This is a genomic window from Halomonas meridiana (assembly GCF_009846525.1).
Classification (GTDB): Bacteria; Pseudomonadota; Gammaproteobacteria; order Pseudomonadales; family Halomonadaceae; genus Vreelandella.
In genome coordinates, this window is the sequence record NZ_CP024621.1 from 2237218 (window position 1) to 2256241 (window position 19024).

The 19024-nt window shown below is 59.6% G+C and carries 16 protein-coding genes; 11 read left to right on the forward strand and 5 right to left on the reverse strand.

What is annotated here, in order from left to right:
- Positions 1-32: 32 nt before the first annotated feature.
- The 8 genes from CTT34_RS10890 (at position 33) to CTT34_RS10925 (ending at position 9963) form a co-directional block, all read left to right on the forward strand.
- Complete coding sequence (locus CTT34_RS10890) at positions 33-1202, forward strand: isovaleryl-CoA dehydrogenase (RefSeq protein WP_159342461.1); 1170 nt, start codon at positions 33-35, stop codon at positions 1200-1202.
- A gap of 22 nt (positions 1203-1224) precedes the next feature.
- Complete coding sequence (locus CTT34_RS10895; protein WP_159342462.1) at positions 1225-2832, forward strand: carboxyl transferase domain-containing protein; 1608 nt, start codon at positions 1225-1227, stop codon at positions 2830-2832.
- Positions 2833-2844: 12 nt separating this feature from the next.
- Positions 2845-3669: an enoyl-CoA hydratase/isomerase family protein gene (locus tag CTT34_RS10900; protein ID WP_159342463.1), complete on the forward strand. Its 825-nt coding sequence runs from the start codon at positions 2845-2847 to the stop codon at positions 3667-3669.
- Positions 3666-5705 (forward strand): acetyl/propionyl/methylcrotonyl-CoA carboxylase subunit alpha, encoded by a 2040-nt coding sequence (locus CTT34_RS10905; RefSeq protein WP_159342464.1) that lies wholly within the window; start codon positions 3666-3668, stop codon positions 5703-5705. Before CTT34_RS10900 ends, CTT34_RS10905 begins: the two co-directional genes overlap by 4 nt.
- A gap of 9 nt (positions 5706-5714) precedes the next feature.
- Entirely contained in the window at positions 5715-6632 is a 918-nt protein-coding gene (locus CTT34_RS10910; RefSeq protein ID WP_159342465.1) for a hydroxymethylglutaryl-CoA lyase, read from the forward strand.
- 75 nt (positions 6633-6707) lie between these two features.
- Positions 6708-8408: an AMP-binding protein gene (locus CTT34_RS10915; RefSeq protein ID WP_159342466.1), complete on the forward strand. Its 1701-nt coding sequence runs from the start codon at positions 6708-6710 to the stop codon at positions 8406-8408.
- A gap of 110 nt (positions 8409-8518) precedes the next feature.
- Complete coding sequence (locus tag CTT34_RS10920; protein ID WP_159342467.1) at positions 8519-9349, forward strand: class I SAM-dependent methyltransferase; 831 nt, start codon at positions 8519-8521, stop codon at positions 9347-9349.
- 44 nt (positions 9350-9393) lie between these two features.
- The gene (locus CTT34_RS10925; protein WP_159342468.1) at positions 9394-9963 is read left to right on the forward strand and encodes a hypothetical protein; all 570 of its coding nucleotides are present in this window, start codon (positions 9394-9396) and stop codon (positions 9961-9963) included.
- A 1-nt stretch (position 9964) separates the two neighbouring features.
- Here CTT34_RS10925 and CTT34_RS10930 read toward each other — a convergent pair whose 3' ends face one another.
- Positions 9965-11893: a monovalent cation:proton antiporter-2 (CPA2) family protein gene (locus CTT34_RS10930; RefSeq protein WP_159342469.1), complete on the reverse strand. Its 1929-nt coding sequence runs from the start codon at positions 11891-11893 to the stop codon at positions 9965-9967.
- Positions 11894-11962: 69 nt separating this feature from the next.
- On the opposite strand from CTT34_RS10930, the gene CTT34_RS10935 reads away from it, so the two are divergent.
- The 3 genes from CTT34_RS10935 to CTT34_RS10945 are packed head-to-tail and all read left to right on the forward strand — an operon-like array spanning position 11963 to position 14342.
- Positions 11963-12253: a Trp family transcriptional regulator gene (locus tag CTT34_RS10935; protein ID WP_390620231.1), complete on the forward strand. Its 291-nt coding sequence runs from the start codon at positions 11963-11965 to the stop codon at positions 12251-12253.
- Positions 12250-13671, forward strand: a complete 1422-nt coding sequence (locus tag CTT34_RS10940) for an anthranilate synthase component I family protein (RefSeq protein WP_159342470.1) — start codon at positions 12250-12252, stop codon at positions 13669-13671. The genes CTT34_RS10935 and CTT34_RS10940 overlap by 4 nt, the downstream gene beginning before the upstream one ends.
- The gene (locus tag CTT34_RS10945) at positions 13668-14342 is read left to right on the forward strand and encodes an anthranilate synthase component II (RefSeq protein WP_159342471.1); all 675 of its coding nucleotides are present in this window, start codon (positions 13668-13670) and stop codon (positions 14340-14342) included. The genes CTT34_RS10940 and CTT34_RS10945 overlap by 4 nt, the downstream gene beginning before the upstream one ends.
- On the opposite strand, the gene CTT34_RS10950 is transcribed toward CTT34_RS10945, so the two are convergent.
- The 4 genes from CTT34_RS10950 to ppc form a co-directional block, all read right to left on the reverse strand.
- Positions 14326-14622 (reverse strand): DUF1294 domain-containing protein, encoded by a 297-nt coding sequence (locus CTT34_RS10950; RefSeq protein ID WP_167520879.1) that lies wholly within the window; start codon positions 14620-14622, stop codon positions 14326-14328. The two genes, CTT34_RS10945 and CTT34_RS10950, sit on opposite strands and share 17 nt — an antisense overlap.
- Positions 14623-14628: 6 nt before the next feature.
- Positions 14629-15705 carry a 23S rRNA pseudouridine(2604) synthase RluF gene (gene rluF / locus CTT34_RS10955; protein WP_159342472.1) on the reverse strand — a complete coding sequence of 359 codons (1077 nt, stop codon included), beginning with the start codon at positions 15703-15705 and terminating at the stop codon, positions 14629-14631.
- A 26-nt stretch (positions 15706-15731) separates the two neighbouring features.
- Positions 15732-16277, reverse strand: coding sequence for a DUF924 family protein (locus tag CTT34_RS10960; protein ID WP_159342473.1), 546 nt, complete (start codon positions 16275-16277; stop codon positions 15732-15734).
- A gap of 74 nt (positions 16278-16351) precedes the next feature.
- Complete coding sequence (ppc, locus tag CTT34_RS10965) at positions 16352-19000, reverse strand: phosphoenolpyruvate carboxylase (protein WP_159342474.1); 2649 nt, start codon at positions 18998-19000, stop codon at positions 16352-16354.
- Positions 19001-19024: the final 24 nt, after the last annotated feature.

Consider the following 19024-nt stretch of genomic DNA (forward strand, 5'->3'; position numbering starts at 1 on the left):
ACAGACCATGAATAACGACAAGGTGAGTGACCATGTTTTCCCACTATTCAGAACTCAATTTCGGCCTCGACGATGAGCTCAACATGCTGCGCGAGCAGGTCAACGCTTTTGCCGCCAGTGAAATCGCCCCCCGCGCCGCCGAGATCGACCATAACAATGAATTCCCCAGCGATCTGTGGAAGAAATTTGGTAACATGGGTCTGCTAGGCATCACTGTGCCTGACGAAGATGGCGGTAGCGGCATGGGTTACCTGGCTCACTGCATCGCCATGGAAGAGATCTCCCGTGCCAGCGCATCGGTGGGCCTCTCTTACGGCGCGCACTCGAACCTATGCGTCAACCAGCTCAAGATCAACGCCTCCGCCGAGCAAAAGGCCAAGTACTTGCCCAAGCTGATCAGCGGTGACCACGTGGGCGCGCTGGCGATGTCAGAGCCAGGTGCCGGTTCCGACGTGGTCTCCATGCAGTTGCGCGCGAAAGAGGATGGCGACCACTACGTGCTCAACGGCAATAAGATGTGGATCACCAACGGTCCGGATGCCGATGTGCTGGTGGTGTACGCCAAAACCGACCCGGATGCCGGCTCCAAAGGCATCACCGCCTTCATCATCGAAAGAGGCATGCCCGGCTTCTCTACCGCCCAGAAGCTCGACAAACTGGGCATGCGGGGCTCCAACACCTGCGAGCTGGTTTTTCAGGATTGCCGCGTGCCCGCCGAGAACGTGCTGGGCGAAGTAGGCAAAGGCGTTCGCGTCTTGATGAGCGGCTTGGATTACGAGCGCGCCGTCCTGGCCGCAGGCCCTATCGGCATCATGCAAGCCGCCATGGACATCGTCATTCCTTACATCCATGAGCGTAAGCAGTTCAATCAATCCATCGGTGAGTTCCAGCTGGTGCAGGGCAAAGTGGCGGATATGTACACCACCCTGAATGCCTGCCGCGCCTACCTCTACGCGGTGGCCGGCGCCTGCGACCGGGGCCAAACCTCCCGGAAGGATGCCGCTGGCGTCATTCTTTATTGCGCTGAAAAAGCCACCCAAGTCGCTCTGGATGCGATTCAGCTATTGGGCGGTAACGGGTATATCAACGAGTACCCCACCGGCCGCCTGCTGCGCGACGCAAAACTGTATGAGATTGGTGCCGGCACGAGCGAAATTCGTCGGATGCTGATTGGCCGCGAACTGTTTACCGAAAGTCTTTAACAATAATGACCGGGGCCGGGCTATGAGCACACTCTCGACACAGATCAACCCGCGCAGCGATGCGTTTCAAGCCAACGACGCCGCCATGCGCGGCGAAGTCCGACAACTGCGTGAGCTGACCGCCGCCATCGCTCAGGGAGGCGGCGAGAAAGCCCGCGCTCGCCATGAAAGCCGTGGCAAGCTGTTCGTGCGTGACCGAATCGACCACCTGATCGACGAAGGCTCGCCGTTTTTGGAATTTTCTGCGCTGGCCGCTCACCACGTTTACGACAGCGACGTACCCGCCGCTGGCGTGGTGACCGGCATTGGCCGCGTCTCGGGCGTCGAGTGCGTCATCGTGGCCAACGACGCCACCGTCAAAGGCGGCACCTACTTTCCCCTGACGGTCAAAAAACACCTGCGCGCGCAAGAGATCGCCCGCAAGCACCGCTTGCCGTGTATCTATCTGGTCGATTCTGGCGGTGCCTTTCTGCCCCGCCAGGACGAAGTCTTCCCCGACCGCGACCACTTCGGGCGTATTTTCTACAACCAGGCCACGATGTCCGCTGAAGGCATCCCGCAAATCGCCGTGGTGATGGGCTCCTGTACCGCAGGCGGTGCGTACGTGCCTGCCATGGCGGACGAGTCGATCATCGTCAAAGAACAAGGCACGATTTTCCTGGGCGGGCCGCCGCTGGTGAAAGCCGCCACGGGGGAGAGCATCAGCGCGGAAGACCTGGGCGGTGCGGACGTTCACGCCAAAAAGAGCGGCGTGGCCGACCACTACGCCGAAAACGACGCTCATGCGCTGCAGCTTGCCCGCGCCTGCGTGTCGCGGCTGAACTGGCAAAAGCGTGGCCAGCTGGCCATGCAGCCGCCAAGGCCCCCCAAACTCGACCCATCTGAGCTTTACGGCATCGTCGGCACCGACCTGAAAAAGCCCTACGATGTGCGCGAAGTGATTGGCCGCATCGTCGATGGCTCCGACTTTGACGAGTTCAAACGCTACTACGGCGACACGCTGGTGACCGGCTTTGCTCACATCCACGGCTACCCGGTGGGGATCGTGGCCAACAACGGCGTACTGTTTTCGGAGAGCGCGGTAAAAGGTGCGCACTTTATCGAGCTGTGCGCCCAGCGCAAAATCCCGCTGGTGTTCCTGCAGAACATCACCGGCTTCATGGTCGGCTCTAAGTACGAGCATGAAGGCATCGCCAAGCACGGTGCCAAGCTCGTCACCGCCGTGGCCTGCGCCAACGTGCCGAAATACACCGTGCTGATTGGCGGCAGCTTCGGCGCGGGTAACTACGGCATGTGTGGCCGCGCTTACGACCCCAACCTGCTGTTCATGTGGCCCAACGCGCGTATTTCGGTGATGGGCGGCGAACAGGCAGCGGGCGTCCTTTCCCAAGTAAAACGCGAGCAGTACGAGCGCGAAGGCCGAGAATGGAGCAAAGAGGACGAAGAAGCCTTCAAAAAGCCCACCCGCGACCAGTACGAGCATCAGGGCCACCCCTACTACGCCAGCGCCCGCCTGTGGGACGACGGCGTGATCGACCCGCTACAAACTCGCGACGTGCTGGGGCTTTCACTGGCCGCTGCGATGAATGCAGAAGTCAAAGAGACACGCTTCGGCGTGTTCCGGATGTAAGGGGCGAACCTCATGGCTTACTCAACACTGGTGATCGAAGCAGGCGTGGCGCGGCTCACCTTGAACCGCCCAGAGGTGCATAACGCCTTTGACGACAGCCTGATTGCCGAACTCAACGCGCACCTGGAAAAGCTGCACGACTTGGCAAGTGCAGGCGACGTTCGGGTGGTGGTGCTCGGCTCCGAAGGCAAAAGCTTCTCCGCAGGTGCTGACTTGAACTGGATGAAGCGCATGGTCGAATACGACCTGGAAGACAACCTCGCCGATTCCCGCAAGCTGTCCGCTCTCATGCACGGCCTGGACACGCTGCCCTGCCCGACCATCTGCCGCGTACAGGGGGCGGCGTTCGGCGGCGCGGTGGGCTTGGCCGCCTGCTGCGATATCGTCATCGCCTCCGAAAAGGCCAAGTTTTGCCTGTCGGAAGTCAATATTGGCCTGTCGCCTGCGGTGATCAGCCCCTACGTTCAGCGCGCCCTTGGCCAGCGTCAGATGCGCCGATACGCGCTGAGTGCCGAGGTCATGGACGCGCCTACCGCACTCGTCCTGGGGTTGGCCCACCACGTGGTGGAACCCGAAGCCCTGGATAGCGCAGTGGATACGATGATCGACACACTGATGAAAGGCTCCCCCCAAGCACAGCGAGCAACGAAAGCCTTGCTTGCCGACGTGGCCCAAGCCCCGGATAGCGACGCCACCCGCGAGCACACCTGCCAGGTAATTGCCAAGCTGCGGGTAAGCGAAGAGGGCCAAGAGGGTTTAGCCAGCTTTTTTGACAAGCGTCGCCCCGCCTGGACCTCTCCTGAAGAACACAATAACGCTGCGGAGCCACGCTCATGACGTTTACCCCGACCAAATTCGATACGCTCCTGGTGGCCAACCGCGGTGAAATCGCCTGCCGCGTGATGCGCACCGCCCGCCGCATGGGCTTAAAAACCGTGGCGGTTTACTCCGACGCCGACGCTACTGCCCGCCACGTGCGTGACGCCGACGAGGCCGTGCGCCTCGGCCCCGCCGCCGCTCGGGAAAGCTACTTGAACATTGACGCGGTGATTGAGGCCGCCCAACGCACCGGCACCGGCGCGATTCACCCCGGCTACGGCTTCTTGTCCGAGAACGGCACCTTCGTTAAAGCGCTAGAGCAAGCGGGCATTACCTTTGTTGGCCCACCCGCCTCTGCCATTGCCGCCATGGGCGACAAATCCGCCGCCAAAGCGCGCATGGCGAATGCGGGTGTGCCACTGGTGCCCGGCTACCACGGCGACGACCAAGACGATGCCCTGTTGCGTTCCGAAGCCGATAAGATCGGCTACCCCGTCATGCTGAAAGCCAGCGCCGGTGGCGGTGGTAAAGGCATGCGCGTCGTCGAGAACGGCGACGGTTTCAAAGCCGCGCTGGACGGCTGCCGCCGGGAGTCTAAAGCCGCGTTTGGCGATGACCGCATGCTGATCGAGAAGTATCTGGTACAGCCCCGCCATGTGGAAGTACAGGTGTTCTGCGACCGCTACGGCAACGGCGTGTACCTGTTCGAGCGGGACTGCAGCGTGCAGCGCCGCCATCAGAAAGTCATCGAAGAAGCCCCTGCCCCCGGCATGACGTCTGAACTGCGCGCCGCCATGGGTGATGCCGCCGTTCGCGCCGCCAAAGAGATCGGCTACGTGGGCGCGGGCACGGTGGAATTTTTGCTAGATGCCGACGGCTCGTTCTACTTCATGGAGATGAACACCCGCCTGCAGGTGGAGCATCCCGTGACCGAGATGATTACCGGCCAAGATCTGGTGGAATGGCAGCTAAGAGTCGCCATGGGCGAACCGCTGCCCTGCCGCCAGGACGAGCTGACCATTACCGGCCACAGTTTCGAAGCGCGCATTTACGCCGAAGACCCGGAGCAGGACTTCCTTCCCGCCACCGGCTTACTCACCCGCTTTGCGCTGGACTTGGAAGGCGCAGGGCTGGGCGCGAACCAAGTACGATTGGATAGCGGCGTAGAGAGCGGCGATACGGTGTCGATGCACTACGACCCGATGCTTGCCAAGCTGATTGTGCATGGCGTTGACCGCGACGCGGCGCTAGCTACCCTCAACCGGGCGCTGGCGGCGCTGGATGTGCAGGGCGTAGTCACCAACCGCGCCTTCTTGCAGCGCTTAGCCAATCACCCAGGCTTTAAGAACGTCGAGCTGGATACTCGCTTTATCGAGCGCAACGAAGCCACCCTGTTTGCTCCGCGTCAGTTTTCTATAGAAGACTATGCCAGCGCCGCGCTAATTGGTTTGCATCAATTAGCCCAGGAGTGCGAAAGCGACTCCCCCTGGGACCGCCACGACGGTTTCCGGCTCAACGCCCCGCACACCATCCGCATTGCGCTGTGCGACCCGGCAAGCGCCCAAGCCCCGGATAGCGACCGCGCGGTCGTGGTGGTCGAAGGCAAACGCGAGCCCCTGGATGCTCAGTGGCAACTCACCATCGACGGCAGCACGCTGAGCGCCAGCCTACAGCCGCTGGAAGGCGACGCCGTTGCCGTCACGCTGAATGGCCACCGCCGCCGCCTACAGGCGTATAGAGATGGTCATGTAGTGGTGATGGCCGAACCCAGCGGTGAAACCCGCCTGTTCTGGCGGCGCATCGATGCTATCGACCACGGCCACCACGAAGCGGAATCTACTCTCACCGCGCCCATGAACGGCACGGTAGTAGCGCTGTTAGTGGAACCGGGTGCTCAGGTTGAAAAAGGCATGCCGCTGATGGTGATGGAAGCCATGAAGATGGAGCACACCATGACCGCCCCCGCCGATGGCAGCGTAGAGACCTTCCACTTCCAGGCAGGCGATACGGTAAGCCAGGGCGCTGTGCTGCTCGACTTTGCCCCCAGCGAATAGGAGCCACACATGGCACTGCCTACGTCTATCAAGCTATTTGAAATGGCCCCCCGCGACGGGCTGCAAAACGAGCCGGGCACTCTGGTGCCCACAGCCACCAAAATTGAGCTGATCGAGCGGCTGGCGAATGCGGGCATTCGCCATATCGAATCGGCCAGCTTTGTCTCGCCCAAGTGGGTGCCGCAAATGGGCGACGCCGCCGAGGTGATGCGCGGCATTCAGCGCCAGCACGGCGTGGTGTATTCCGCGCTGACACCTAATCTCAAAGGTTTAGAGGGCGCTCTGGAGGCAGGCGTTGAGGAAGTCGCGGTATTCGGTGCGGCATCGGAGGCGTTCTCGCAAAAGAACATCAACTGCTCGATTGCCGAGTCGTTAGCGCGCTTTGAGCCGGTGCTTGCCCGCGCCAAGGAGGCAGGCGTGCGGGTGCGGGGCTACGTCTCCTGCGTGCTGGGCTGCCCTTATGAGGGGGATATCGCTCCCCATAAAGTAGCGGATGTCGCCAAGGCGCTGTATGAGATGGGCTGCTATGAAGTCTCCTTGGGCGACACCATTGGCGTGGGTACGCCGCTGGCCGCTAAGCGAATGATTGAAGCCACTCGCCAGCAGGTGCAGATTGAGAAACTCGCCGCTCACTTCCACGACACGTACGGCATGGCGATTGCCAACCTGTACGCCGTGCTGGAAGAAGGCGTGAGCGTGATCGATGCCGCCACGGCAGGCCTGGGTGGCTGCCCCTATGCCAAGGGCGCATCGGGCAATGTGGCTACCGAAGACGTGCTCTATTTACTGGAAGGGCTGGGCATTGATACCGGCATCGACCTGCAGGCAGTGATCGATACCGGCGACTGGATCACTAAACAGCTTGGCCGCAAACCCAGTGCCAAGGTGGCCCTCGCCAAAGGGTGTGCCAAAAGCAGCACAGCGTAACGCCACCCGAACATCCTAATAATTAAAAATGCGTCACTTCCCGTTCAGATAAAAAAAAGACATCGGAGACTCACCATGGCATCACCTGCAACCTTGCCCAGCTACACCAGCAGCACCGCCGAGAAGCCGCTGCTGGGCATGACCATTGGCGATAAATTCGACCAAATTGCCGCTCAGTACCCGGATAACGACGCGCTGATAGCGCTTCACCAGAATATTCACTGGAGCTACCGCGAGCTTCATCAGGAAGTGAACCGCTGCGCCCGCGCCCTGCTCGCCATTGGTGTACGAAAAGGCGACCGCGTGGGTATTTGGGCTCCCAACTGCAGCGAATGGACGTTGACCCAGTTTGCCACCGCCAAAATTGGCGCGATCCTGGTGAACATCAATCCGTCTTACCGAACCCATGAGCTGGAGTACGCGCTGAACCAGTCCGGCGCGCGCTTTTTAGTCACTGCCAACCAATTCAAAAGCTCCGACTACACGGCGATGCTGTTCGAGCTGGCGCCAGAGCTCAACAGCTGTGCGGAAGGCCAACTACAATCACAGAAACTGCCGAACCTTGAGTGCATCATTAACCTAAGCGCCGACAAGCACAGCGGCATGTGGCGCTGGGCAGACTTCATCGCCGAAGCCGACAAGGTTAGCCAAACCGACGTGGACGACCTACAGGCCACGCTGCAGTTCGACGACCCGATCAATATCCAGTACACCTCTGGCACCACCGGCTTTCCCAAGGGGGCCACGCTCTCTCACCACAACATTCTCAATAACGGCTTTTTTGTGGCCGAAAGCATGGGCTTTACCAGCGAAGACCGCTTGGTGATTCCCGTACCGCTCTACCACTGCTTTGGCATGGTGATGGGTAACCTGGGCTGCGTGACCCACGGCGCGGCGATGATCTACCCCGATGAAGGCTTCGACCCCGGCAAAGTGCTGAAAGCCGTTCATGAGCAGAAAGCCACTGCGTTGTATGGTGTGCCTACCATGTTCATCGCCGAGCTTGAGCACCCTGACTTCGCCAGCACCGACTTTTCGTCGCTGCGCACCGGCATTATGGCGGGTTCCATTTGCCCTGCTGAAATCATGAAGCAGGTCATCAACAAGATGAACATGAAGGGCGTGCAAATCGCCTACGGCATGACCGAAACCAGCCCGGTGTCCACGCAAACCGGCGCGAACGACACCATTGAAAAGCGCGTTTCCACCGTGGGCCGCACCCAGCCCCACCTGGAGAGCAAGATCGTCGACCCTGGCAACGGCGGCATTCTACCCCGTGGCGAAATCGGCGAGCTGTGTACCCGTGGCTACAGCGTGATGCTGAAGTATTGGAACAACGACAAAGCCACTGCCGAGGCCATCGACGAAGCGGGCTGGATGCACACCGGCGACTTGGCCACCATGGATGACGAGGGCTACATCCAGATCGTCGGTCGCATCAAAGACATGGTGATTCGCGGCGGCGAGAACGTCTACCCGAAAGAGATCGAAGAGTTCTTGTACGCTCACCCAGCGATCTCCGAAGTACAGGTCACCGGCGTGCCGGACAAAAAGTACGGCGAAGAGCTGATCGCCTGGGTGAAGCTCAACAGCACGGCGGGCGAGATTACCGGGGAAGACCTGCGCGAATACTGCAAAGGCAAAATCACCCACTTCAAGATCCCGCGCTACTTCAAGTTCGTGGATGAGTTCCCAATGACGGTGACCGGCAAAATCCAGAAATTCAAAATGCGCGAAATCTCGATTAAAGAGCTGGGGCTGGAAGACCAAACGTAAAAGGGATCGAAGCTGTTACAACGGTCAACTGTCGCTCAGAACAACCCGTAGCGGAGGCTTTCGCCAGGGTTGTTCTGATCCTGAGACGTTAGCCCCAACCGAGGCTCCCCATGCCCACTTCCCTCGCCCACCACTACCATCAAGCGCTGCGCGACCAGGATATTCTCCACCAACTGCGCACCCACTACCCCGATGGCCCCACGCTGCATCAATTAGCACCGCTCGACCAGCTGCATATCGGTGGCTTTGCCACATCCGCAAGGCTGTTGGGCTTGCTCGACCCCAAATCCCAGCACGCGCTGGATATAGGCGCAGGGCTGGGCGGGCTGATGCGCCAAGGTGCCGCGCAAGGTTTTCATATAACCGGGCTGGATATTACCCACCGCTTTAGCGCGCTTAATCAAGCCATTAGCCGATTGGCGCTAAGCCATCACACTGCTAAAGCCCACCATGGCAAGCTGCGCTGGGTCACGGGCGACGCCTGCGCGCTACCGTTTGCACAGACAAGCTTTGACGCGGTGCTGTTCCAACACAGCCTGATGAATATGCCCGACCCTGCACGCGTACTGGCCGAGTGCCGCCGCGTGCTGCGACCTGGCGGCCAGTTGGTGATGCATGAAGTCGTTGGCGGGCTACACAGCGAGGCGCTGCGATTCCCGGTGCCCTGGGCCGAAGGGCCAACGCACTCGCATTTGCTCTCGTTAACCGGGCTGGCCCACCAACTTGAAGCGAGCGGTTTTAATATTCAGCACAGCGAAGACTGGAGCCACACCGCGATTGAATGGCGCACGCGCCAGCGGCAAAAAGAGCAGGCACCGCGTACCGCCGTCCTCTCACCTCAGTGGGTATTCGGTGAGCGTTTTATGCAGATGGGAAAAAATTTGCTGGAAAATTTGGCGAATGGCGCAATTCACGTGGTGGAAATCAGCGCTCGTTGCTAGGCTGATAAAGATAACGTCAACGAGAAAGGACAAGAGGAACGCCAATGAACCGCTTGGCAAGCACCCTGCTGTTGAGCCTGTTCGGCACTGCCCTTCCTTTGAGTGCATCCTTTGCCGATGACGGCGCTCCCGTTCTCTCCTATGCCGCTCCCGACAGCGAATGGATGCGCCTTGATAACGGCGTGGTGCTGGAAGGCAGCGACCTCAGCAGCCTAGATAGCTACACCTCCGGCTTTCGTCTCACCGCTGGCTTCAGCCCTTGGCAGCTCCCGCAGTTGGATATTGGCGCTGAAATTGCCTACCGCGAAAGCGAAGAAGTGCCCATCGCTTCCAGCGTCAACCCGATGATTATGGACACCTTGAGCCTTGGCGGTGCTATTGTGGCGGGTATTCGCATGGGCGCGTTTAGCATCTACGCCAAATCAGGCCTGACCGAATGGCGAGGTGACACCGACCAGCCGATTGCCGAGGATAGCGGCACCGCCCTTCTGCAAGGGTTTGGTGCCACCATGACCGTCAATCGATTGATCAGCCGATTAGAGTACGAACGTATTGATGCGCCGTCGCTCAGCCACCTCAATATGCTCAGCGCCTCGCTACATTTGCCGTTTTAAGCTACGAACGCTGCTCTGCGGGGCCTCTGCTCAATGTCTGCGGATCGCTCTCTGGAGCGGGAGCCGTCCATACCGGCACTTCCTCTTGTTGCGGTGCCTGCCAGTCTTGATGCATCGCGGTATTCAGCGCCTCTTCCAACTTCATAAATAGCTCGCCATAGCGCGGGCTAAAGCTTATGCCTTCGTCGATCTCTTTCCAGGCCTCGAACAACTCGTCGGCGTGAGCGTCTTCATTCTGTACAAAGGCCCAGGTCATCTGTTTAGCGCGCATCGGATGAACGCCCATGGCGGTGAGCGCATGGCCGCCTAGCTCCAGCGCCGAATGGTAGGTTTCGCTGATCACGTCGTCGGCTCCGGCCTCGCGCAGCTGGTAGCCGTGGCCCCGGTCAAAGGCGCGGGCCAGCACCCACACATTGGGGTAGAACTGTTTAACGTGCTTAACGATACCCACCGCACGCTCGCGGTCGTCGATGGCGACCACCAGCAGACGAGCGTGCTCGATACCGGCGGTTTCCAGCAAATCGGAGCGGCTAGCGTCGCCAAAGTAGCTTTTAATGCGAATGTTACGCAGGTTTTCGATCTGCTCGATCTCGTGATCCAGCGCCACGATGGGAATGTTATTGGCCCGCAGCAGGCGGCAAATAATCTGCCCAAAACGGCCGACCCCCGCCACGATGACCGGCGCCTGCTCTTCGATGGTATCGGCTTCACGGTCGTCATTCTTGGCAGTTTGGTAGCGCGGCAGCACCAGCTTGTCGTAAGCAATGAACAGCAGCGGTGTAAGGAACATCGACAGCGCCACCACCAGCGAGAGCACCTGGGAGAGTTCCACCGGAATCACGCTGTTCTGCACGCTATAGGTCAGCAGGACGAAGCCAAACTCACCCGCTTGGGCAAGACTTAGGGTGAACAGCCAGCCATTGCTGCCGTGTACCTTGAACAGCAGCGCCAGCACCAGCAAAATGGCCGCTTTCACAACGATGACGGCCAAGCCCAGGCCTAGCACCGTGGCCCACTCCGCCGCTAGCACGTCAAAGTTGATGCCTGCGCCCACGGTGATGAAGAACAGTCCCAGCAGTAGCCCCTTGAATGGCTCGATATTGGCCTCGATCTCGTGCTTGAACTCGCTGTTGGCCAGTACAATACCGGCCAGGAAGGCCCCCAAGGCGGGCGATAGGTTCACCAAGCTCATCAAGGCGGCAATGCCGATCACCAGCATCAGCGCAGAGGCGGTAAACACTTCCCGTAGGCCGGAGCCAATCACGTAGCGGAACAGCAGCGGCCCTAAATAGTAGCCGCCCACAATTACGCTGCCGATGGCGGCCACCACTACCAGCGCATGTGCCCAGGCAGGCAGATGCGCCACTAGGCTTAGCCCCGCGTGGCCATGGTCGTCACTGGCAGCGCCCATTAATTCCGGCAGTGCCAGTAGCGGGATGAGCGCCAGCATAGGAATGACGGCGATATCTTGAAACAGCAGCACCGAAAAGGCGCTGCGCCCGCCTTCGGTTTTGGAAAGCCCCTTCTCACTCAGGGTTTGCAGCACGATGGCAGTGGATGAGAGCGCAAAAATCAGCCCCACCGCCAGGGCGGTTTGCCAAACGAGCCCTAGCCACCAGGCAATGGCAGCGCCTGCCGCTGCGGTCAGCACCACTTGCAAACCGCCCAGGCCCAGCAGCCGCACCCGCATGGCCCATAAGCCTTTGGGGTCTAGCTCCATGCCCACCAAAAACAGCATCATTACCACACCAAATTCAGCAAAGTGCTGGATGGTGGTGGTCTCCTGGCCGACCAGCCCCAGCACGGGGCCAATCACCACACCGGCGACCAAATAACCCAACACCGACCCCAGCCCGAAGCGCTTGGCCAGCGGCACGGCTATCACCGCCGCCACTAAATAGATGAATGCTTGAATAAAATAGCCGGTCATGGCGACTCCTTAACCTCACTGCGACTTGACTTCCCTGAGCAATCCGTTAACGTACTAGTACGCTAGTACATGACCAAATCACTCGGTGGCACGATGTCCTTACACGATACGTTTCAAGCTGACCTGGTGCGCCACCTGCTTGCGATCGACACGCCCGATGCAATGGACGAAGCACTGGCCAGCCTGCTTACGCCAGCAGAGTATCAAGAAATCAGCAAACGCCTACAGATTTTTAAGCTGCTGCGCGAGGGCGTCCCCCACCGCAAAATTGCCGAAACCCTAGGCGTGGGTATTGCGACCGTGTCACGCGGATCACGCGCGCTGACGATGTTAGCCTCTTCACGGAATGAGCACTTATGAGCACCACCGATACGGCCGCTGCGGCAGGCCCCCAGCCGTTCACCCTGCCCCGCAAGCCCCATTACGTTACCCTGGCGGCAGACTGCGACTTCTTTGCCCTGTTTCAAAAAATCGAGCGGCGCTTCGATACCTGCTACATGCTGGAGTCGCTGGGCGAAGATAGCCACATGGCGCGCCATTCGATCATTGGTTTCGACCCCGAGTACACGCTCTATGCCAATGGCAACACGCTAACCATCGAAAGCCGCGACGGCGAGGCCAACCACTATTCCAGCGACAACCCCTACGAGCTGCTGCGCAGCCTGATTCCGCAGAACATTATTTCGCGTAAGTACGCGGGCGGGTTAAGCGGTTACCTGGGCTACGACGCCATGCAGTACTTCGAGCCGTCGCTGACGCTGAAAGCCAGCGACGACTTCGATACGTTCCGCTTTGGGCTGTACAAAGATGGCCTGATCCTCGACAAGATGACCGGGGAAGTCACCTACTTCTACTACGACAATAGCCGTTACGCGTTTCTACAGACGCTGATCGACGCCGACGACGAGCCCGCAGGCGCGCTGCACATTACTGCGCTGGGCGACACCATGAGCAAAGCCGAGCACGCCGAAGCGGTCGCCAAGGTGAAGCAGGACATCATCGACGGCAAAGTTTTTCAGTGCGAAGTGGGCTTTAAAAAGCGCTTTCGCATTCAGGGCGACACGCTGGCGCTTTACGACCAGCTGCGTACCATCAACCCCTCGCCGCAGATGTACTACGTGAAGTTTGGCGAACAGAAGCTGATTGGTGCCAGCCCCGAGCTGCTGTTCCGCCTGCGCCAGGGCGAGATGGAGACGTTCCCGCTGGCGGGCACCACCCTGCGCGGCCAAACGCCCCAGGAGGATACCCAGCTTGCCCGCGCGCTGCTCAACGACCCCAAAGAGATCGCCGAGCACAACATGATCGTGGACCTGCACCGCAATGACATTGGTCGAGTGGCGCAGTTTGGTACGGTCAAAGTACGCAGCCTGATGGATATCAAGCGCTTCAGTCACGTTCAGCATATCTCTAGTGAGATCGTCGGCATCATTGCCGAAGGCGAAGACATGTTCACCGCGCTGGCCAGCAACTTCCCAGCGGGCACGCTAACCGGCGCACCTAAAATCGAAGCGATGAAAATCATCGATGACTTGGAAACCGACGGGCGCGGCCCCTACGGCGGCGCGGTGGGCCAGTTCTCCTTCAACGGCGACTGCACCTTTGCGATCCCCATCCGTACGGTGTTTGTTAACGGCGAGCGCGCCTACGTACAAACCTGTGGCGGCAACGTTTACGACAGCAACGCCGAAGATGAGTACGAAGAGATTCGCCGCAAGTTTGCCGGCACCCGCAAGGCCTTGGCCCCCTTTATGGATACGGAAACGGAGAGCCCCGCATGAAGGTGCTGATCATCGATAACTACGACTCCTTCACCTATAACCTCTACCAGTTTATTGGTGAGATTCTGACCACGGAGAAGAATCGCGGCGAGCTGCCCCATTTCGAAATTGTGGTGAAGCGCAACAATCAGATTGATTTTAAAGCGATTGAAGCCATGGCGCCGGATCGCATTATTATCTCGCCTGGCCCCGGCTCGCCGGATGACCCACGCTACTTTGGCGTATGCGCCGAAGTGATCGAGAAGCTGGGCAAAACCACGCCGCTGCTGGGCGTTTGCCTAGGTATGCAGGGCATCGTGCACGTGTTCGGCGGCAAGGTGGTCAAAGCGCCGCTGCCGATGCACGGCAAAATCAGCCCCATAAACCACGACAACCGCTCTGTGTTTAACGGCGTACCCGACCAGCTTGAGGTGATGCGCTACCACTCGCTAATTGCCGATGCGGCGACGCTGCCAGAGTGCCTGGAAGTGACCGCCACGGTAGGTGCACTCACCGCCGACAGCTTTGCTGAACGTGGCCGCTGGCAGGCAGCGGGTGAGTTTGAGCTGATGGGCGTGAAGCACCGTGACTACCCGATTCACGGCATTCAGTTTCACCCGGAGTCGTTTGCCACCGAGGGCGGCAAAGAGCTAATTGCCAACTTCCTATTTGCCCCTAACGCAGCGGCATAACCGCGACAAAGCCGCCTAGCGCCGCGATATTGAGGAGCACCGTGACCCAATAGACGCGCCGAAAGCTGGTTTTTTGGGTCTTGTGGCGCAGCTGCTGCTGCGCGCACCAAGCCCCCGGCCAACCGCCTACCAGCGCCAGCCAGTGCAGCGTTTTTTCGCTCACGCGCTGGCGCTTTTTGATCGCGGCCCTTTTATCCCACGCATACGTGGCGTAGGTAATCACGCTGACCGCCACATACCACGCCAGTAGGTAACTTATATAAGTAGGTATCTCTGTCATGGAGAACTACTTGCGCCGGGAAGACGGCTTACCGGAGGCGGCTTTCCCCCCGCTGGGGCGGCCGCCCTTTATCGCGCCCTTACTCGCGCCCGGTTTGCCGTTAGAGTGACTCCCGGGCCTCCCCTTTCCTTTAGTGGCCGGTCTTCCCGCTGACGCTGCTCCTTTGCCGCCTGGCTTACCAGCAGCGGCTCCTTTTGCCTTAGGATCCTTGCGGGCTTTGTTACCCGCACGGGCACCTGAAGAGGCCCTTTTTGCTGTCGGCTTTTTATCCTGCGCGCTACTTCTACCGCCGCTGTAGTTGGGTCGGGCGATGTTTTTCTTCTCAGATGCTTTCTTCTCAGATGCTTTCTTCTCTGGCGCTACATCTGAGGTTTCGGTGAGGGCAACAATAGTCTCGATCTCTTTGGGAGTCAGGTCACGCCAATCCCCCAGCGCCAGCCCTTTCAGCGACACGTTCATGATGCGCGTACGCACTAGCTGGGTGACTTCATAGCCAAAGTATTCGCACATACGGCGAATTTGACGGTTGAGCCCCTGCACCAGAGTAATGGTGAACACAAACGTGGACTCTTTAGCGACATGACACTTTTTGGTCATCTGGCCAAGGATTGGCACGCCACCCTGCATACCGGCAATAAACTCGTCGGTAATCGGTTTATCGACCGTCACCACGTACTCTTTTTCGTGGTTATTGTTGGCACGTAGGATCTTGTTGACCAGGTCGCCATTGTTGGTGAGAAAGATCAGCCCTTGGGAATCTTTATCTAGCCGCCCAATGGGGAAGATGCGCGTTCCGTGCTTCACAAACTCAACGATGTTGTCTTTTTCCGCCGACTCCGTGGTGCTCACAATGCCTACCGGCTTATTCAGCGCGATGAGAACAAGATCCTCCTCTTCCTGCGGCTCGATCTCCTGGCCGTTGACCTTTACTCGATCCCCCGCGACCACCTGATCGCCGGTGGTTGCCCGGCGGCCGTTGATCCACACATTGCCCTGCTCGACGAAGCGGTCCGCCTCCCGGCGGGAGCAGAGGCCGCTTTCGCTTATGTATTTATTGATACGGGTAGATTTTCGTAACGACATAAAACGCCATGTAGCCTAAATAAACGTTAAAAAGAGGAGCCGGGCTGCTTGAGGAATTCGACCTCTTCCGGAGTCGAGGGTCTTCCCAACACCGCATTGCGGTGCGGGTAGCGCCCGAAGCGGTCAATAATCGCCTTGTGGCGTTTCTCGAATTCAAGATTGCTCTCCAGACCCGGCTGATCGAAGAGCCGCATCGCAACGGTATGAATAGCCGCCGACTCGCTGTGCATATAGGGCATATAGAGAAAGCTGCGCTCCACCGCCGACAGCGACTGGTCGGCTCCGCTGGCCACCGCTTCCTGGGCCAGCGCTAACGCCAGCGTGTCGTTGGCAAACGCACGGGCATCGTCGCGGTAGATATTACGAGAGAACTGATCCAGCACGATCACTTCCGCCAGCCGCCCGCGAGCCGAACGACGCCACTCGAAACACTCGCACGCTGCGGCACTCATCAGCACATCACTGAATCGCTCGGCAATCTGCCGATCCATCTCAGCGTCTTTTTTGAACCACTGTGCGGGCGTCAGCTCCTGAAACCAGAAGGCCAACACGGCCTGGGCATCTGTCGTCATGTTCCTGCCTCCCACGCCACATAAAGAAAAGCGCCGCCACCCATCGGTAGCGGCGCAGATAGGCAACTACTAGCTTAGCCCGTGTTACGCAGGCCAGCCGCAATCCCTGCCATGGTGACCATTAATGCGCGGGAGAGATCTGGGCTAATCGCCCCATCAGCATCCCGATTACGCTGCAAAAGCTCGGCTTGCAGACCGTGCAGCGGGTCGATGTAGGGGTTGCGCACGTCAATCGCCTGACGAATCAATGGCGTGTTCTCCAGCAGTTTCTCCTGCTGAAGAATATCTAACACCACGTCTTCCAGCCGCTCGAAGCGTTCACGGAGCTTCTTACCCAGCGCTTTCAGCGACGGCTCGTCCACCAAGCGATGCTCGTAGTAGGCGGCAATCGCCACGTCTGCTTTGGCCAGCAGCATCTCTAACATATCCAGGTAGGTGCCAAAGAACGGCCACTGGGTGCGCATTTCTTGAAGCACTTCACGACCGCCGGACTGCTCCAGGCGGCGGGAGAAGGCTTCGCCACTGCCAAGCCAAGCGGGCAGCATCAGGCGGATCTGTGTCCAGGCAAAAATCCAGGGGATCGCCCGCAGGGTTTCCACGCCACCATCCTGACGGCGCTTGGTGGGCCGCGAGCCTAGCGGCAATCGACCCAGCGCCCCTTCCGGCGTCACAGCACGGAAGTAAGGCACGAAGTCAGGGTCTTCCCGCACCACGCCCACATAAGCGCAGTGGGCCACCTTAGCCAACTGGTCCATCTCCTCACGCCAGTGGGGTTCCGGCGCGGGCGGTGGCAGCAGCGTGGCCTCCAACACCGCACAGGCGTAGATCTCCATGGAGCGCAGCGCGATATCCGGCTGGCCGAACTTGAAGCGGATCATCTCGCCTTGTTCAGTCACTCGCAGGCTGCCGTTCACGGAGCCCGGCGGCTGAGAAAGAATCGCCGCGTGGGCCGGGCCGCCCCCACGGCCCACGGTGCCGCCGCGGCCGTGGAACAGCGTTAGGTCAACGCCGTGCTTTTCGCACACGTTCACCAGCGCCTCCTGGGCGCGGTACTGAGCCCAAGCAGCGGCGAGCTGACCGGCATCTTTGGCGGAGTCGGAGTAGCCGATCATCACCTCTTGGCGGTCTTTCGCCAGGGCGCGGTAGCCCGGCAGCGCCAGCAGCTGATCGATCACATCCCCCGCGTGATCCAGGTCGTTGAGGGTTTCGAACAGCGGCGCGATGGGTAACGTTACCTGCCCACCCACTTCTTTCATCAGCAGCGCCACGGTGAGCACATCAGAAGGCTCGGCGGCCATGGAGATAATGTAAGTACCCAGCGCTTCGGCATGCTCCTGGGCGATCACCTTGAAGGTGTCGATGACTTCCCTGGACTCCGCCGAACACTCCCAGCGGCGGGGAATCAGCGGGCGACGGGACTCAAGCTCCGCGAGCAAAAATTCCTGACGCTGGGTTTCGCTCCACTCCTGGTAATGGCCAAGCCCCAGCGAGCTAGTGAGCTCTTCCATTACTTGGGCGTGGCGGCTGGCTTCCTGGCGAAGGTCGAGTTTGGTCAGCGTGACGCCGAACACGGCCACGCGGCGCAGGGTATCCAGCAGCGCACCGTTGGCAATGGTATCCAGCCCCACGTCGCACAGCGATCGGTAGCAGGCCAGCAGCGGCGCGTAGATTTGGTCGCGGGTTTCAATAATCGGCCCGCCGTCGTAGTTGCGGCCATCCAACTGCGCTTTCGCCCAGTCCCGGGTGGCTTCCATTTTGGTCAGCAGCCGCTTAAGCAGCTCCCGGTAGGGTTCCGCCACATCGCCCACTTCGGCTTTTAAGGCGCTGTTGGCTTTCCACATGGAGAGCTCGGTTTTGAGCTGTTCTAAATCGCGCAGATAGAGATCCGCTGCCATCCAGCGGCCTAGCAGCAGCACTTCCTGGGTCACTTTGGCGGTGACATTCGGGTTGCCGTCGCGGTCGCCACCCATCCAGGAGGCGTAACGAATCGGTGCGGCGTCCAGCGGCAGTCGCTCGCCTGCGGTGTCCAGCAGCAGGTTATCCAAGTCGCGGTGGAAATCCGGCACCGCCTGCCACAGCGAATTCTCGATCACCGCAAAGCCCCACTTGGCTTCGTCTACTGGCGTGGGGCGTTCGTGGCGAATTTCATCGGTGTGCCACGCTTGGCTGATCAACTCTTCCAAGCGGCCTTGGGCACGTGCACCGCGCTCGGGGTAATCTTCCGAGCTCTCAATCGCGGTTAAGCACTCATCAATGGCGTCGTATTTCTGGATCAGCGTGCGGCGAATAACTTCGGTGGGATGCGCGGTCAGCACCAGCTCCACGCGCATATTGGCAAGGGTTTCCACCAGTTTGCGCGGTGAATTACCCGCCTGCTGGGCACGTCCTAGTAGCTCTCCAAGTGCAGGCTGGGAGCCAGGCTTGTAGTCCTCTACCCGACGAAACCGCGCCCGGTAGTGCTGCTCGGCGATGTTGGCCAAGTTTAAGAACTGGTTAAAAGCTCGGGTAACGGGCAACAGATCGCGTTCCGGCAGCTGACGCAGGTACTCGATGAGCTGGCGCTGCTGAAGGGTATCCCCCTGACGACCGCGCTTGGCGTGGGCACGAATGGTTTCAATCTTATCGACAAACGACTGGCCTAAATCATCGGCGATGGTTCGCCCTAGACTGTCGCCCAGAATACGCACGTTATCGCGCAGTGATTCGTGTAGATCATGACTCATTGGCGTGGCCTCCTTGCGGGGTCG

Excerpts from the sequence above, each read along its gene's own strand:
- CTT34_RS10890 (WP_159342461.1), top strand. The coding sequence starts at position 33 with ATGTTTTCCCACTATTCAGAACTCAATTTCGGCCTCGACGATGAGCTC.
- CTT34_RS10895 (WP_159342462.1), top strand. The coding sequence starts at position 1,225 with ATGAGCACACTCTCGACACAGATCAACCCGCGCAGCGATGCGTTTCAA.
- CTT34_RS10900 (WP_159342463.1), top strand. The coding sequence starts at position 2,845 with ATGGCTTACTCAACACTGGTGATCGAAGCAGGCGTGGCGCGGCTCACC.
- CTT34_RS10905 (WP_159342464.1), top strand. The coding sequence starts at position 3,666 with ATGACGTTTACCCCGACCAAATTCGATACGCTCCTGGTGGCCAACCGC.
- CTT34_RS10910 (WP_159342465.1), top strand. The coding sequence starts at position 5,715 with ATGGCACTGCCTACGTCTATCAAGCTATTTGAAATGGCCCCCCGCGAC.
- CTT34_RS10915 (WP_159342466.1), top strand. The coding sequence starts at position 6,708 with ATGGCATCACCTGCAACCTTGCCCAGCTACACCAGCAGCACCGCCGAG.
- CTT34_RS10920 (WP_159342467.1), top strand. The coding sequence starts at position 8,519 with ATGCCCACTTCCCTCGCCCACCACTACCATCAAGCGCTGCGCGACCAG.
- CTT34_RS10925 (WP_159342468.1), top strand. The coding sequence starts at position 9,394 with ATGAACCGCTTGGCAAGCACCCTGCTGTTGAGCCTGTTCGGCACTGCC.
- CTT34_RS10930 (WP_159342469.1), bottom strand. The coding sequence starts at position 11,893 with ATGACCGGCTATTTTATTCAAGCATTCATCTATTTAGTGGCGGCGGTG.
- CTT34_RS10935 (WP_390620231.1), top strand. The coding sequence starts at position 11,963 with ATGACCAAATCACTCGGTGGCACGATGTCCTTACACGATACGTTTCAA.
- CTT34_RS10940 (WP_159342470.1), top strand. The coding sequence starts at position 12,250 with ATGAGCACCACCGATACGGCCGCTGCGGCAGGCCCCCAGCCGTTCACC.
- CTT34_RS10945 (WP_159342471.1), top strand. The coding sequence starts at position 13,668 with ATGAAGGTGCTGATCATCGATAACTACGACTCCTTCACCTATAACCTC.
- CTT34_RS10950 (WP_167520879.1), bottom strand. The coding sequence starts at position 14,622 with ATGACAGAGATACCTACTTATATAAGTTACCTACTGGCGTGGTATGTG.
- rluF (WP_159342472.1), bottom strand. The coding sequence starts at position 15,705 with ATGTCGTTACGAAAATCTACCCGTATCAATAAATACATAAGCGAAAGC.
- CTT34_RS10960 (WP_159342473.1), bottom strand. The coding sequence starts at position 16,277 with ATGACGACAGATGCCCAGGCCGTGTTGGCCTTCTGGTTTCAGGAGCTG.
- ppc (WP_159342474.1), bottom strand. The coding sequence starts at position 19,000 with ATGAGTCATGATCTACACGAATCACTGCGCGATAACGTGCGTATTCTG.